The 15,671-nt window shown below is 70.8% G+C and carries 8 protein-coding genes; 3 read left to right on the top strand and 5 right to left on the bottom strand.

From position 1 onward, the window contains the following. Positions 1-8: 8 nt before the first annotated feature. The 3 genes from AABA78_RS00460 to AABA78_RS00450 form a co-directional block, all read right to left on the bottom strand. The gene (locus AABA78_RS00460) at positions 9-1,346 is read right to left on the bottom strand and encodes a DUF8689 domain-containing protein (protein ID WP_338261091.1); all 1,338 of its coding nucleotides are present in this window, start codon (positions 1,344-1,346) and stop codon (positions 9-11) included. A 59-nt stretch (positions 1,347-1,405) separates the two neighbouring features. Continuing rightward, the gene (locus tag AABA78_RS00455) at positions 1,406-2,356 is read right to left on the bottom strand and encodes a branched-chain amino acid transaminase (protein ID WP_338261090.1); all 951 of its coding nucleotides are present in this window, start codon (positions 2,354-2,356) and stop codon (positions 1,406-1,408) included. 130 nt (positions 2,357-2,486) lie between these two features. Beyond that, complete coding sequence (locus AABA78_RS00450; RefSeq protein ID WP_171413427.1) at positions 2,487-3,428, bottom strand: AAA family ATPase; 942 nt, start codon at positions 3,426-3,428, stop codon at positions 2,487-2,489. A gap of 191 nt (positions 3,429-3,619) precedes the next feature. On the opposite strand from AABA78_RS00450, the gene AABA78_RS00445 reads away from it, so the two are divergent. Further along, positions 3,620-3,847 (top strand): hypothetical protein, encoded by a 228-nt coding sequence (locus tag AABA78_RS00445; protein ID WP_120526513.1) that lies wholly within the window; start codon positions 3,620-3,622, stop codon positions 3,845-3,847. A gap of 86 nt (positions 3,848-3,933) precedes the next feature. On the opposite strand, the gene AABA78_RS00440 is transcribed toward AABA78_RS00445, so the two are convergent. Together AABA78_RS00440 and AABA78_RS00435 are read right to left on the bottom strand one after the other, a co-directional pair. Then, positions 3,934-8,520: a response regulator gene (locus AABA78_RS00440; protein WP_338261087.1), complete on the bottom strand. Its 4,587-nt coding sequence runs from the start codon at positions 8,518-8,520 to the stop codon at positions 3,934-3,936. 99 nt (positions 8,521-8,619) lie between these two features. Beyond that, positions 8,620-11,394, bottom strand: a complete 2,775-nt coding sequence (locus tag AABA78_RS00435) for a glycosyltransferase family 4 protein (protein WP_370469435.1) — start codon at positions 11,392-11,394, stop codon at positions 8,620-8,622. Between the two features lie 228 nt (positions 11,395-11,622). On the opposite strand from AABA78_RS00435, the gene AABA78_RS00430 reads away from it, so the two are divergent. Both AABA78_RS00430 and AABA78_RS00425 read left to right on the top strand, forming a co-directional pair. Next, positions 11,623-13,992, top strand: a complete 2,370-nt coding sequence (locus tag AABA78_RS00430; RefSeq protein ID WP_338261085.1) for a DUF4912 domain-containing protein — start codon at positions 11,623-11,625, stop codon at positions 13,990-13,992. A gap of 26 nt (positions 13,993-14,018) precedes the next feature. Further along, a complete protein-coding gene (locus AABA78_RS00425; protein WP_338261084.1) occupies positions 14,019-15,608 on the top strand; it encodes a glycoside hydrolase family 57 protein in 1,590 nt (529 codons plus the stop codon). The last annotated feature ends 63 nt before the right edge of the window (positions 15,609-15,671 follow it).

The raw sequence follows: 15,671 nt of genomic DNA, 5'->3' as shown, positions 1-15,671 counted from the left end.
AAACCCGACTAGAGATTCACCAGGAACACCTCGCACGCCTGGTCGAGCAGGTCTTTTGAAAGGGCTGGCGGGATTTGCCGGTATCGGGCGGCGTCCCGGATGAGCGACACGAGGTCCCGGGGGTGGCAGGAGCGCATCTCCATGCTGCGCGGCTTGTAGTAGTGCTCCACCAGGTAGGTGATGGCCTGGTCCACGTAGGGGATGCCCGCCGCCTCGCACACCCGGCGGAAGATCTCCCGGTAGGACTCCTCGTCCGGGTTGCCCACTTCGATCTTGTACTTGATGCGCCGCAGGAAGGCCTCGTCCACCAGCTCCTTGGGGTCCAGGTTGGTGGAGAAGACCAGGAGCTGATCGAACGGGATCTCGAACTTCTTGCCGGTGTGCAGGGTGAGGAAGTCCACCCGCTTCTCCAGGGGGACGATCCACCGGTTGAGCAGGTCCGTGGGGTGGACCTTCTGGCGGCCGAAGTCGTCGATGAGGAGCATGCCGCCGTTGGCCTTCACCTGGAACGGCGCCTCGTAGAAGCGGGTGCTCTCCGAGTAGATGAGGTCCAACGTCTCCAGCGTCAGCTCGCCGCCCACCACCACCGCGGGGCGGCGGCAGAGCGACCAGCGCTTGTCCATTTCGAAGGTCTGCCGGCGGCCGTTGGCGTCGCGGCCGATCTCCAGCGACACGGGCGTGTGGATGATCCGGTCGAAGACCTTGATGATCTGGTTGTCGATTTCGAGGCAGTGCGGGACGAACACCTCGCCGCCGAACATGTGCGAGATGGCCTCCGCCAGGCTCGTCTTGCCGTTGCCCGGCGGGCCGTAGAGGAAGAGGGAGCGGCCGGAGTTCACGGCCGGGCCCAGCTTGTCCATCAGCTCCGCGGAGACGGTGAGGTGGCCCAGGGCGGCGACCAGGTCCTCCTGGCCCACGACGGGCGTCTCCTCCGTCTGGCTGCTGATGAGGGCGTTGTACTGCTCGATGGGGACCGGGGCGGGGCCCACGTAGGTGGAGCGGGTGAGGGCGTCACGCGCGTACTCGCGGCCCTTCTCCGTGAGGGCGAACTCCACGGAGGCGCGGCCAAAGCCCTTGCCGCCGCGCAGGTCCACCAGCTTCTCCGCGGCGAGGAAGTCCACCACGTGCTCGACGACGCCGGACCAGGGCAGGCACATGCTCTCCGCGATGGCCACGCCCGTGCCGGTGCCGGCGTAATAGAGGAACTTGAGGCCCAGGTCGGCCAGCAGCCCTATCTTCAGCCCCGTGTCCTCCAGCGACTTCGGCTCCGAGGGAGCGATGTCGAGGACGGAGGGGTTCTCCAGCTTGAACGGATTGTCTTCGTACGCGTAGCCGGCGGGAGGCATCGGGTACGGGTTCTACCCGATTCCCCCGTCCGCCGGGACTTCACGTCAGCCGACTGTCCTCAAACGTAGGTCAGCCAGTCCGCATAGCGGGCTTCCTGGCCCCGCACGACGCGGAAGTACGTCTCCTGGACGAACCGGCTGATGGGGCCGGGCTTGCCGTCGCCAATCTGGCGGTTGTCCACCTCGCGCACGGGGGTGATCTCCGCGGCGGTGCCGGTGAAGAAGACCTCGTTGGAGATGTAGAGGGCGTCACGGGTGACGGTGACCTCCTCGATGGTGGTGTGGCCGGCGTCGCGCAGCAGCTTCAGCACCGTGTCGCGGGTGATGCCGTCCAGCACGGGGGACGAGAGGGGCGGGGTCTTGATGATGCCCTTCTTGTTCACCATGAAGATGTTCTCGCCGGAGGCCTCCGCGACGAAGCCGCTGATGTCCAGGAGGATGGCCTCGTCGTAGCCGGCGAGCACCGCCTCGCGCTTGGCGAGGATGGAGTTGACGTACTGGCCGGTGATCTTCCCGCGCACCATGTTCACGTTCACGTGGTTGCGCGTGAAGGAGCTGACCTTGGCGCGGATGCCCTCCTTCATGCCCTTGTCACCCAGGTACGCGCCCCAGTCCCACGCGGTGATGCCCACGCGGGTGGGGTTCACCGCGCCCAGGCCCATGGCGCCGTCGCCCATGAAGGCCACCGGGCGCAGGTAGGCGCCGTTGGCGAACTGCGCCTTCTGCTTGCGCAGCAGCTCCAGCGTGGCCTCCACCAGCTCGTCTTCGCTGTAAGGCATCTGCAGCATGATGATGTGCGCGGAGTCGAGCAGGCGGCGGATGTGCTCGCGCAGCCGGAAGACGGCGAGCCGGCCATCATGGGTCTTGTAGGCGCGGATGCCCTCGAAGACGCCCAGGCCGTAGTGGAGGGCGTGCGTCATCACGTGCACGTTGCCCTCGTCCCATTTCATCAGCTTCCCATCGAGCCAGATGTGTTCGGCGCGCAGCACGGTGGATGAGGTCGAGCTCATCGGGAAGTTCCTCTCGGGCTAGGGGTGGGACGGCTTGGGACTTGTACCCAGGCCCACCGGGGACGCAAAGCGTGAAACGCCGGGGCCCGGCGGAACGCTCGCTTGTGTCCTTTGGACGCGGCGCCCTGCGTCAGGCCTGGGCGATGCTGGGCAGGTTGGCGCGGGCCTTCTCGATGTCGCCCTCGTATTTGAGGACGAGGTTGAGCGTGGCGGCGACGACGTCCGAGCTGAGCGCCTCGGCGTTGAGCAGCGCCAGGCTCTGCGCCCAGTCCAGCGTCTCGCTGATGGACGGGGCCTTCTTCAGGTCGAGCGCGCGGATGGCGGCCACGGCCTCCACCACCTGCTCGGCCAGCACCTGGGGGACCTCCGGCAGGCGCGAGCGGACGATCTTCAGCTCACGCTCGCGGTCCGGGAAGTCGATGTGCAGGTGCAGGCAGCGGCGCTTGAGCGCGTCGGACAGCTCGCGGGCGTTGTTGCTGGTGAGGATGACGCGCGGGATGTGGCGGGCCCGGATGGTGCCCAGCTCCGGCACCGTGACAGCGTTGTCAGAGAGGACCTCCAGCAGGAAGGCCTCGAACTCCGGATCCGCCTTGTCGATTTCGTCCACCAGGAGCAGGGCCGGCGTGGGCGACAGCTGGGCCTGGAGGATGGGGCGGGGGAGGAGGAAGCGCTCGGAGAAGAACACCGCGTCGCCGGACGCGAGCCGGTCCGCGGCCTCGGCCAGCGTGGACGTGCCCTGGGTCAGCTCGCCAATCTTGTCCTTGAGCAGCTGGGTGTAGAGCAGCTGCTTGGCGTACTCCCACTCGTAGAGGGCCTTCGCCTCGTCCAGGCCCTCGTAGCACTGGAGGCGGAGGAAGGTCCGGTCCAGCGCCTGCGCCAGGGCCTTGGCCAGCTCCGTCTTGCCCACTCCGGCGGGGCCCTCCACCAGGATGGGCTTGCCCATCCGGTCCGCCAGGAACACCGCCGTGGCGATCTCGGGCGACGACAGGTAGCCCACCGCCTCCAGGCGACGCGCCGCGTCCTCCACGCTGGTGAACGAGCGAATCTCCGGAGTCAGTTGAGGGGGGCTCACGCCCGTCAACTTAACCGACGGTTTCACGCCGACTGCGGCAAAAATGCCAGGGTTGTGGGGATGCCGTCCGCACTCTTGAGGGCCTTGGGAGCTGTAACCCTGCGGAATCTGGGTGCGTAATTATTTTCGCACCGTGGGCACGCACCGTGCATCGAAGCGTGCGTATCTCAGGACGAACGAGGTCGCGGGTCATGTGGGCGTGGCTGAAGCTGGCGATGGCGGTGCTGGTGGTGGTGATGCCGGGGGGCTTCCCCCTCGTGCTGGCGTACATCGCGACGCGGACATTGCTGGAGCGCTGGCGGCAGGCGCAGGCGCAGGCCCGGGAAGAGGGGCGGCCGGTGTCGGTGGTGCGGGACGTGGTGGGCGCGCTGCACTTCCGGGACCTCATCCGTGAGGCGCGAGCGGCCACGGCGCTTTAACCGGCGAGCCAGTCTTGAGATGGACGAAGGGCCCGGCACTCCTCGGAGTGCGCGGGCCCTTGTCGTTTCCGGAGGCTGGGTGAAGGCTACTTGTCGAGCTCGTCGACGAGCGCCGTCCAGTCGTCCTCGCCGCCTTCGGGGGCGGTGGGCAGCTGCATCACCATGGTGCGCTCCGGGGCCTCCTCGTCCACGGGGACGGGGGTCGCGGCGGCCTTCTTCGCGGCGGGCTTGGCGGCGGCCTTCGCCGGGGGCCTGGCGGCGGCCGGGATGACGGGGTTCGCCTGGACCGTGGCGGCCAGGTGCTCGTCCTCGGTGGCCTTGGCGCCCTTCGCGGCGGGCGCGGCGGCGGCGGGGGCCTTCGTCTTGTAGCGGGCCAGCTCCAGCTCCGCGACCTTGAGCGCCTTGCTCTTCTCCTGGACGGACGTCTGGAGGCGGGCGACCTCCTGGGCCTTGATGGCCTCGCGGCGCTCGAGCTCCGCCTTCTGCTTGGCGTTGAGGTCCTCCAGCTCCTTCGCCTGACGGGCCTCCAGGTCCTTGCGCTCCTTCTGCGCCGTGGCGAGCTTCGCGGCCGCTTCGTTGGCCTTGGTCTCCGCCGCGGCGACGCGGGCGTTGAGGTCCTTCTCCGCGCGGGCGCGGGTGCTCTGGGCGTTCTCCAGCGCCAGCTCCAGGTCCTGGGCCTTCTTGGTGCGGGCCTGCAGCTGGGCCTGGGCCTCCTTGAGCTTCGCCTCCGTGTCGGCGGCGAACTTCTGGGCCTCCTGGGAGAGCTGCGCGATGCGCTGATCCGCCTTCGCGAGCCTCGAGGACAGGTCGTCGGCCTGCTTCTTCGCCTCGGCGGCGGCGGCCTGCGCCTGCTGGGCCTGCGCTTGGGCCTGGGCCTGGGCCTGCTGGAGCTGGCCGGCCAGTCCGTCGCGCTCGCTGGTGAGCTTCTTCGCCTGTTGCGCGGCCTGCTGCAGCTGCGAGTCGCGGTCCGCGATGGCCTTGCGCGCCCCGTCCAGCTCGCCGGAGACGTTGCCCAGCTGCTGGTTGAGCGCGTCCGCCTGCTTCTTCGCCTCGGCGGCCTGGGCCTCCAGCTGGCCTTCCAGCTGTTTGATCTGATCCGTGCGGGTGGCGACCTCGCGGTTGAGCACCTCCGCCTGACGCATCTTCTCCTGCGTCACGTGCGTGAGCTTGCGGAGCGTGTCCGACAGCTCCTTGCCCTTGGTGTCGACCTCGTTCTGGAGGAGCTCCTCACGGCGCTGCGACTCGTGGGTGAGCGTCTGGAGGCGGTCCTCCAGGTCGTGCCGCGCGTCCTCCGTCTGCGCGAGCTTGGAGGACAGCTGCGTGACTTCCGACACGCGCGTGCCCAGCTCGTGCTTGGTGACGATGAGCTGTTCGGCCAGGTCCTCGCCGTTGGCCTGGGCCTCGGTGAGCTGGCGCGTGAGCTCCGCCTGCATGCTGGCGGCGGCCTGGCGGGCCTGGGCGTGGGCCTGCTCCTCGCGGGCCAGCGCGTCCTGGGTGCTGGCGAGCTGGCCCTGGGTGTCGGACAGCTGCTGCGAGGTGGCGTTCAGCTCCGCGAACAGGTTGTCGCGCTCGCCGGTGAGGGCGTTGATGCGCGCGGTGGTCTCCTCCGCGAGCGCCGCGTGGGCGGTGCGCTCGGCGTCGTAGAGCCCCTGCGTCTCCGACAGGTCCGCGCGCAGCTGGCCAATCTGGCCCGTGAGGTCCTGCTCCAGCGCGTCCTTGGCCTGATTGAGCGCCTGCAGCTCCGCGATGCGCGCGTCGCGCTCCTCGGTGGTGCGGGCGAGGAGGCCGTTGGTCTCCTGGAGGATGTCGCGGGTCTCGTTCAGCTCCGCGTCCAGCTCGTCGCGGTGCGAGGTGACCTTTGCCAAGTCGCCGCGCGTCGTCTCCAGGGTGTCCTGGGTCTGCGTGAGCGTCTGGCTGGTGGCCTCAAGCTCGCCGCGCGTCTCCGCGAGCGTGCCTTCCGTGCTGGACAGCGTCGCCTGCGTGTCGGCGAGCGTGCCTTCCGTGCGCGCCAGCGTCTCCTGCGTCTGCGCGAGCGTCGCCTCGGTGGTGGCCAGCGTCTGGCTGGTGGCCTCCAGCTCGCCCTGGGTGGACGCGAGCGTGGCCTCCGTCTGCGCGAGCTTGGACTGGGTCTCCGTCAGCGTCTGGCTGGTGGCCTCCAGCTCACCGCGCGTCTCCGCGAGCGTGCCCTCCGTGCTGGAGAGCGTCGCCTGCGTGTCGGAGAGGGTCTGGCTGGTGGCCTCCAGCTCACCGCGCGTGGTGGAGAGCGTCTCCTCCGTCTGCGCGAGCCGGGACTGGGTGTCCGCGAGGGTCTGGCTGGTGGCCTCCAGCTCGCCGCGCGTCTCCGCGAGCGTGCCTTCGGTGCTGGACAGCGTCGCCTGCGTGTCGGCGAGCGTGCCCTCCGTACGCGCCAGCGTCTCCTGCGTCTGCGCGAGCGTCGCCTCGGTGGTGGCCAGCGTCTGGCTGGTGGCCTCCAGCTCGCCGCGCGTGGTGGAGAGCGTCTCCTCCGTCCGCGCGAGCGTCGTCTGCGTCTCGGAGAGCTGCTGGCTGGTGGCCTCCAGCTCGCCGCGCGTCTCCGCGAGCGTGCCCTCGGTGCTGGAGAGCGTGTTCTGCGTCTCGGAGAGCTGCTGGCTGGTGGCCTCCAGCTCGCCGCGCGTCTCCGCGAGGGTGGCTTCCGTGCTGGAGAGCGTGCCCTGCGTCTCGGTGAGTTGCTGGGTCGTGGCCTCCAGGTTGCCGGTCAGCTCGGAGATGCGCGCGTCGCGGTCGGCGACGTCGGTCTGCAAGCCCTCGATGGTGCCGTCGCGCTGGGCGACGGTGTCCTCGAGCGAGGCCACGCGCGCGGAGAGCTGTTCGCCCTGGCGCTGGGCCGCGTCCAGCTGCTCGGTGAGCGCCTGAATCTGGCCGTTGAGGTCCGCCTCCAGGGCGTCCTTCGCCGCGCGCAGGTCCTCCAACTGGCTGGTGAGGTCCTGCTCCAGCGCGTCCTTGGCCTGCTGGAGCGCCTGGAGCTCGCCGGTCAGCTCGTTCTCGCGGTCCTCCAGGTGCGTCTTGACGGCCTCGACTTCGCCTTCCAGCTCACCGATGCGCTCACGGTGCTGCTGGATGGTGGCGTTGAGCTCCGCCTCGCTGTTCTCGTTGCGGGCGATGGTCTCCTGCAGCTCGCGGTCGAGCGCGGCGATCTTCCCGTCCCGCTCCTCCACGCGCTGCGTGAGGTCCGCTTCAAGGGCGTCTTTGTCCAGCCGGAGCTGGTCGCGCTCGCCGGTGACGCGGGCGATGTCGGACTCCAGGTCCGCCACCTGCTGCGTGAGGCGCTGCTCCAGGGCGGCGCGCTCGGCGTTGAGGCGTTCAATCTCCGCGTCCGAGCGGCTGGCGTGCTCCTCCGCGGTGGTGGCCCGGGCCTCCAGGCCGCGCACGGTGGCGTCGCGCTCCTGCTCGGTCTGGGTCAGCCGCTCCTGGAGGGCCTGCAACTCGCCGTCGAGCTCCGCGTAGCGCTGGTCGCGCTCGCTGACGGTGCGGGACAGCTCCGACTCGAACTGGTCGCCGCGCTCGCGCAGCTGGAGGATGTCCGCCTCGTTGGCGCGGACGGTGTCCTGGAGCTTCTGCTCCTTGACCTCGAACTCCAGCGTGACGACGCCGAGGTGCTTCTCCAGCTTGTCGAACTCGTTGCGCCAGTTCTCCAGGTCCGTGCCGCGCCGGGCCAGCTCCTCGTCGCGGAGGTTGACCTCCTTGCGCAGGACGTTGATGTCCTTCTCCTTGGAGGCGACGACCTCGATGAGGTCCTTCTCCGAGGAGAACTTCTGGAGGAGCAGGTCGTCGACGGTGGCGCCGTGCTCGCGCTCCTTCTGGACGATGGACTGCTGCGCGTCGTTGAAGCGCCGCAGCAGGTCGTCCACCTGCATCTTCAGGCCCTGCAGCTCCACGTCCTTCTCGTGGAGGCGGTCCTCGACGGAGAGCAGCTCGCGCTCGCGGACGCTCCAGATTTCCGACAGGCGCGCGAGCTGGGCTTCCCGCGTCTTCAGCTCGTCCCGGAGGATCTGGATCTTCCCCTCGGGCGTGCCCATCAGCTCGCGGCGCGGGGGCGGGCGCTTGAGCTGGCGCGACTCCGCGAGCAGCTCCGCCTTGCGGTCCGCGATGGACGAGAAGGCCCGGTCCATGAAGGCCTTGTCCTCGTCCGTCATCGCGCTGCGGCGCTCACGCTTGGGCAGCTTCGGCGGGGCGCCCGTGCGCACGCCGGGCATGGGCGGCGGGGCTTCACGCGGTGCGCCGGAGAGCGCGGCGTCCAGGTCCGCGTCCGTCTCATCGGAGCCGGGCGGCACGATGCCCGCGCTCATGGAGGCCAGCTCGCCCATCTCGAAGGGGATGACGAGGTAGCCGTCCGCGGCGGCCGGCGTCTCACGGTGTTTGTTCAGACCCTCCACGCCGGAGTCGGAGGAGAGCAGGAGGACCTTCAGGTTCTGGCCCCACTTGCCCTTCTTGATCTGCCCACAGAGAGCGAAGCCGGACTGGTCCGGCAGCTCCGCGCGCACGACCACGAGGTCGGGTCGGCGCTTCTCCAGCTCCCGCTGCGCGTCTGACGCAGTGGTGGCCATGGCCGTGTTGTAGCCCGCGCTCTTGAGCACGGAGGCCATGCTGAGTGCGAAGTCGTTCTGGCTTTCGACGATGAGGACGCGACGCTCCATGAAGCCCTTCACCCAGCAAAAAGTGCAGTGAAAACCGCCACATCCTATCGGGCGGGCGCAAGGCTTGGGAAGTTTCCGAGCAGTGCTCGGTCGGCTGCCTCACGAGTTCTTGCCGCGAACCGCTCCCTGTCCGACAGGGGGTACCGACCCGGGGGGCACGTCCGCGTCCGGATCCCGCCCGGGGAAGTTGGTGGGCGGGGTGTGCCGGGCGAAGCGGGCGCCCTCGGGGGGGCAGTAGCCGTGGGCGAGCTGCGCGAACCACGGGTTGAGGACGGAGCCGGGCGGCGCGGGCGGGGGCCCTTCGTCCACGGCCTCCTCCGCGTCCGCGGCCTCCACGTCGAGCGAGTCCGCGTCGTGGACCTCGTCGTTGTCGATCTCCTCCGGCTCGTCCAGCGCCGCGCCGGCGCGGGCCGGCGTGTGCCCGGCGTCGTCGTCCAGCGACTGGGCCTCGTCAGCGGCGATCTCCTCCGGCTCGTCGTCCGGGGACGCTGCCGAGGACGGCTTCAACACGGGCGGCGTGGGGCTCAGCCGGGGCGGCCCCTGGCGCGGAACGGGCGGCGGCGCGGCGGCGCGCGGCGGCAGCTGCGGCGGGCGGTCCGCGTCGGAGAGGGAGCCTCCCCGGATGGGCGGCTTCTCCGCGTCAGAGAGGGAACCCCCACGGATGGGCGGCTTGTCTGACTCCGCGAGCACCGGAGGACGGGAAGAGGCGGGCCGGCCCGGATCCGCGGCGAGGCCGCCACGGATGGGCGGTTTGTCCGCGTCGGCCATGGGAGAGGTGGGGAAGAGGCGGGGAGGTTCCGTCGGGGCCGATTCCTGCTGACGCTGCGTCCGGCCGGCGCCCGTGCTCCGGGAGCCGCTGAGCACGGATCGCATGGGCACGATGGGCGTGGGGGCCGGCGGCTCCGGGACGTCCTCGGTCAGGACGGAGGAGCGGCGCACGATGGGCGTGGGCGCCGGGGCCTCTTCCTCTCGAGTGACCCCGGCCCTGCGGACGACGGGCGTGGGAGCCCGCTCCTCGTCCTCCGTGAGAGAGGCGGGACGGCGCACGATGGGCGTGGCCGCGGGGGGCTCGTCCTCCGGAGGCAGAGGGCGGCGGACCACCGGGGTGGGGGCGCGCTCCTCGTCCTCGGACGCCGGCCGGCGGACGATGGGGGTGGGGGCCTGCTGGGAGGCGCCTTCGTCTTCCGCCACCGGCCGGCGCACGACCGCCGTCGCTCCAGAGGAGGCATCCTCCGAAGGGGCGCTGGCCCGCGGGTCGGAGGCCCCGGCGTCGTCCCCGCTGGCCTCCTTCATGGCCATGGCGATGGCCAGGGGCTTCGCGGAGGGGCTCGTCACCATCTCCGTGGGCGGAGTCGGCTCCGCGCCGCGGCCGCCCAGCGGTTCCGGCTCCTGCTTCTGCTCCGGGGCGGAGGGGAGCGCGGTCCTCGCGGTGTCGTCTGCGGCCTTGGACGCGGGCTCCGGCGGAGGCGCGCCTTGCTCACCCGCGGGCGCGGTGGACTCCCGGATCGGCAGGCCCAGGACCATGGGGACTTCGTCGGGCCGCATGTCCGGCTCGGTCTTGACCAGCCGCGTGTCCATCCCGTCGTCCAGGGCCATGCCCATCACCACGGGCGGATCCTCCGCGCCTTCCTTCGCGGGGGGCGCGGCGGCTTCGTCGGACGCGGCCTGCGCGGGCGGCTTGGGCGCCGGCGCGGGCTTGGACGCCTCCGGCATGCCCAGGTTCGCGAGCCGGTTCGTGGGCGTGCCCGTCATCGTGACGTCGGGCGGCTCGCTGGCGGCCTCCACCGGGACGTGGCCCCGCTTCTCCAGGAGCGAGTCGTAGAGGTCCAGCAGCTGGCCCCGGATGAGGCCCGCGTCCAGCACCTTCTCCGCGAACGCACGCCCGGCCCGGCCCAGCGCCACGCGGCGGGGCACGTCGCGCGCCAGGTCCAGGATGCGCTCGGAGAGGGCGCGGGCGTCGCCCGGGGGGAAGAAGACGGCCGCGTCCTTCGGAATCAGCTCGCGGGTGACGGGCAGGTCCGCGGCGATGACCGGCCGGCCGGCGGCCAGGTACTCGGAGACCTTGGCCAGCGGTCCACCCTGGAGCCGGTTGCGCTCCGAGTCGTCCAGCGGCAGCACGCCCACGTCCGCCAGCGCCAGCACCTTCACCAGGTCGTCGTGCGTGACGGGCGGCTGGAAGTCGACCTTCTCCTTGATACCCAGGTCGTTGACCAGGTCCTCCAGGTGGGGCTTCCAGTCCGGGTGGTGCGCGCCCACCAGCGTCAGGCGCACGTCCACCTGCTGGGACGCGAGCGCGGTGGCGCGCAGCAGGGTGGGCAGGCCCTGCCAGCCCACGTGGCTGCCCAGGTACATCATCCGGAGGGGAGCGCCGTCCGGGGCGCCGAGCACCTCCGGGTCGTACGGCTTCAGGTCCACCGGCGCGCGGATGGTGCGCAGCTGGTCCTCCGCCGCGCCCAGCCCCTGGATGTACGCGCGCGTCGTCTGGGAGCCGGTGACGACGAGGTCCGCGTTCATCAGGCAGAACAGCTCCTGGCGGCGGATCTTCGACAGGAAGCGGCGGTCCCCGTCCGTCTGAGGATGGGTGTAGCGCAGCTCCTGCGAGGGGAACGTCTGCGCCTCGTAGATGAGGCGGTAGCCGTAGTCCGCCTTCAGCTCGCAGAGCGCGTAGCCGCCGAAGGGGTCCGTGAAGTGGGCGAGGGCGTAGTCCTCGCTCTCCAGCTGCCGACGCACGGCCCGTTCAAAGGACTGGATGCGCGAGGCGAGGTCCCCGGAGCCTACCGGGACGCGGAGCAGCCGGGCGCCCTGGTACTTCTCGATATGGGAGTGGTCGGGCGTCTTCGCCGACAGCACCACCACGGAGAAGCGATCAGGCAACGCCTTCAGATACTCGGTCAGTCGGCGTGAGGAGCCAGACGGGCCGGGGATGACATCAAAGCTGCACAGGAGAAGTCTGGGCAGGTCACTCAAGCCGCCGCAGGATACTTGGACCGGGGTGAGGTGTCATCGGGCGTGACAGAAACTGAAGGGGGTCGGCGGAACAACACATCCCGTGACGGATGCGTTGACCCCCTGTATGCCGCGTCATAACGAGGCGAGGTGTCCATGGATGAGCGGAAGGGCGTCACCGTGAGCTACCTGCGGCAGCTGGCCCGGAAATACCTCCGGGATGGAGCTGGCGCGTCCCGCGGGCGGGAGTTCGTCACCTCGCTGGCCGAGCGCATTCCCGCCCTGGGGCGGCTCGCGCGCATGGCCGGGCTGGCGACGTCCCGGCGCGGCTCCGGTGACGTGGGCGGCGAGGAGCGGGTGCTGGATTCCGGCCGGGCGGATTCACGTCCCGTCCCCCACCCGACGCCCGAGACCGTGCCCCTGCCTCCGCCTGAGAGCTCCGCCGCACCGCAGGCACGGGAACTTTCCGAGGAGCCCATCACGGAGCCCGGCAGCCCCAGGACGCGGCCCGCACGGGTGGTGACGTTCCCCGCCCGCGGTAAGGCGCGCCGCGACCCGGACGACGAGGACACGCAGCCCCTGTCGCCGGATGCGCCGACGCCGCGCCCGTCGAGCGCACCGAAGGAGCACAGGGAGGACGTGCCCGCCGCCGCGAAGCCCGCGCCCGCGAGCGAGCCACCGCATGCCGCCGAGCCCCTGGTGGAGGGGTTCTTCGTGACGAAGATGGCGGGAGAGAAGGAGGCGCGCCGCCACCACCTGCTGGAGGAGCAGACGCCGCGCCTGCCTCCCGCGGATGCGTCGCCCGAGAGGGACGAGCACCTGGGCATGCTGCCCCTGGACTACCAGGACGACGCGATGGTGCTGCTCGCGCGGGATCCGCACACGCTCTTCGTCTTCTGGGACTTCAGCGACGCGAGCCGCAACCGGGCGCTGGACGACCTGCCGTCGCCGCGCGCCGTGATGAAGGTGTTCGACGGCGAGGGCGTGTCGCGCGAGGTGGACTTCGCGCTGGAGTCGCGCAGCTTCTACCTGCAGGGCATGACGCCCGGGCGCACGTACCGGGTGGAGGCGCACTTCGTCGGCTCGGATGGCCGCTCGCGCCGCATCGGACATTCGTCCAATCGGGCCACGCTGCCGCCCGCGGGGCCGTCGGCGGACACGTCCATCCGGTTCCTGCGCATGCCGCCTCCTCCCGTGGTGGACCGGTCGCGCACGGAGGCGGTGCCCTCGGCGGTGTCCGCGCGCGTCCCCCGGGTGGAGGAGCGCGAGTACGTGACCTGGCGCCGGGTGCGGCTGCCGGGCAGCGCGGGCATGATGGACGTGCCGGAGGTCCACCGCGAGCGCGACGAAGCTTATGTCGATGCGCCGCGAGTCCCGGGGGCTTCGGACCAGCGCTACGCGGAGGAGGCCTACCTGGAGAGCGCGCCACGTGCGCCCGGGGCTTCGGATCAGCGGTACGCGCGCATGGGGGAGGCGACGCTCGGGGAGGGCGCGGTGCTGGCCCCGGCGCGTGCGCCTGGGGCTTCGGATCAGCGCTACCTGGCCGTGGAGCGGGCTCCGGGGGCTTCCGACCAGCGATATGTGGAGGGAGCGGCGGCTCCCCGGTATCTGGAGGTGCCGCGCGCGCCGGGCGCTTCGGATCAGCGGTACGCACAGAAGGTGCTTCCGGGCGGCGTGTCGGAGTACCGCTATCTGGAGGTGCCGCGCGCACCGGGCGCTTCGGACCAGCGGTACGTGGAGGGGGCGGCGGGGCAGGGGCGTGCACCGGGGGCTTCGGACCAGCGGTACCTGACCGTGTCCCGGGAAGCGGGCGCTTCGGACCAGCAGTACCTGACCGTTCCCAGGGCCGCGGGCGCTTCGGATCAGCGCTACCTGTCCGCGGATCGCGCGACGGGTGCGTCGGATCAGCAGTACCTGACCGTGCCCCGGGCGGCGGGCGCTTCGGATCAGCGCTACCTGTCTGTGGATCGCGCGACGGGTGCGTCGGATCAGCAGTACCTGACGGTGCCACGAGCGGCCGGGGCTTCGGACGCTCGCTATCCGGAGGAGCCACGCGCGCAGGTGTCCGCGACCTCGTCGCAGGGTGAGGTGCTGGAAGCGCGGGACCTGCCGCTGCCGCGTCCCGCCGCCGTCGCGACTTCGACTTCGATGGGTGCCGAGGCCTCGTCCGGTTCACCTGTGGCGGCGGGTGCCACGGAGTCGTGGCGGCCGTCGGAGCCCGAGCCTCCCAGGGACCCGTGGGCCTTGAGCGTGGCGCGCGGCCCGACCGCGTCCGAACAGCGTGCGCTCGACAGGGCTCGCGAGGCCGCTCGAGGGGCGGTCCCGGCTCCCGTGCCTCCGACCCCTCCTGTGGCTGCGAAGGCCGAGCCTCCCGCCGCACCGGCCAGTCCCGAGGCGCCATCGAAGGCCTCCGCGCCCACTCCTTCCGCCGCGCCCGCGAAGGCGGCCAAGACCGCGTCGGAGCCCAAGTCCCCGGGCTCCAAGTCCTCCTCCAAGTCCCGGCCTTCACGCCGTGGACGTAAGTGAACCCGCACGGCCTCTCCGACCGACCTATGAGCCTGGGCTCCCTCGCGCTGGTCCTTCACGCGCACCTGCCGTTCGTCCGCCACCCTGAATACGAAGACTTCCTCGAGGAGGACTGGCTCTACGAAGCCATCTCCGAGACGTACCTGCCGCTCTTGCGCGTGTTCGACACGCTGGTCGAGGACCGCGTCCCTTTCCGGGTGACGATGACGCTCTCGCCCACGCTGGTGTCGATGCTCAACGACGACTTGCTGCGTGAGCGCTACGCCCGGCGGCTGGACCTGCTCTGTGAGCTGGGCGCCCGCGAGGTGCACCGCACCCGCGACGACGCCACCTTCCACCCGCTGGCCGTCTTCCACCGCGACCACTTCGAGTCGCTGCGCCTCGCGTACCACAACCACTACAAGCGCGACCTCGTGGCCGCGTTCCGCAGACTCCAGGACTCCGGCCACCTGGACATCCTCACCTGCAACGCGACCCACGGCTTCCTGCCGCTCATGCAGCAGACACCGGAGGCCGTGCGCGCCCAGGTCACCGTCGCGGCGAACCACTACCGCCAGAACTTCGGCCGCGACCCCGCCGGCATCTGGCTGGCCGAGTGCGGCTACTACCCGGGCCTGGAGCGCGTCCTCTCCGCCGAGCGCATCCGCTACTTCTTCGTCGACACGCACGCGCTCACGGACGCGACGCCCCGCCCGCTGCACGGCCCCTACGCGCCCATCTTCACGGAGCCCGGCGTCGCCGCCTTCGCGCGGGATCCGGAGAGCAGCCAGCAGGTGTGGAGCACCGAGCACGGCTATCCCGGCGACCCCGTCTACCGCGAGTTCTACCGGGACATCGGCTGGGACCTGGACCTGGACTACATCCGGCCCTTCATCCAGCCCACCGGCGACCGCAAGAACACGGGCTTCAAGTACTTCCGCATCACCGGCAAGACGAACGACAAGCAGCCCTACAACCCGGCCGCCGCCCGCGAGCGCGCCTGGGTCCACGCGGGCAACTTCCTCTTCAACCGCGAGCGCCAGTTCGAATACCTCGCGTCGCGCATGGGCGGCCGCAAGCCCGTGGTCGTCGCGCCCTATGACGCGGAGCTCTTCGGCCACTGGTGGTTCGAGGGGCCCCACTTCATCGACGCGCTCATCCGCCAGGCCGCGCGCAACCCCAGCCGCTTCCAGCTCATCAGCCCGCTGGACGACCTGCGCGAGCACCCGGAGAACCAGGTGGCCACGCCGCCCATGTCGTCCTGGGGCGCGGGCGGCTACGCGAACATGTGGCTGGACGGGACCAACGACTGGATCTACCGGCACCTGACCCACGCCGCTCGGCAGATGGTGGAGCTGGCCCGGGACTTCCCGGACGCGTCGTCCCTCAAGCGCCGGGCCCTGAACCAGGCCGCGCGCGAGCTGCTGCTCGCGCAGTCCTCCGACTGGGCGTTCATCATGAAGACCGGCACCATGGTGGACTACGCCGTGCGCCGCACGAAGGAGCACCTGCAGCGCTTCCTGCGCCTGCACGACCAGGTGCGCGCCGGCACCGTCGACGAGTCCTGGCTCTCCCACGTGGAGGCCCGCGACAACCTGTTCCCCGAGCTGGACTACCGCGTCTACCGGCCCGGTTGAGCGCTCCGGGAACAGGCGGCCGGGCTGGGGGTTCACCTCCCGTGACCGGGCGATGTCGTTCCG

Source organism: Corallococcus caeni, from assembly GCF_036245865.1.
In the GTDB taxonomy this organism is placed as follows: domain Bacteria; phylum Myxococcota; class Myxococcia; order Myxococcales; family Myxococcaceae; genus Corallococcus; species Corallococcus caeni.
The sequence above is the reverse complement of the archived record's forward strand: the minus strand, read 5'-3'. Positions and strand labels throughout refer to the sequence as shown.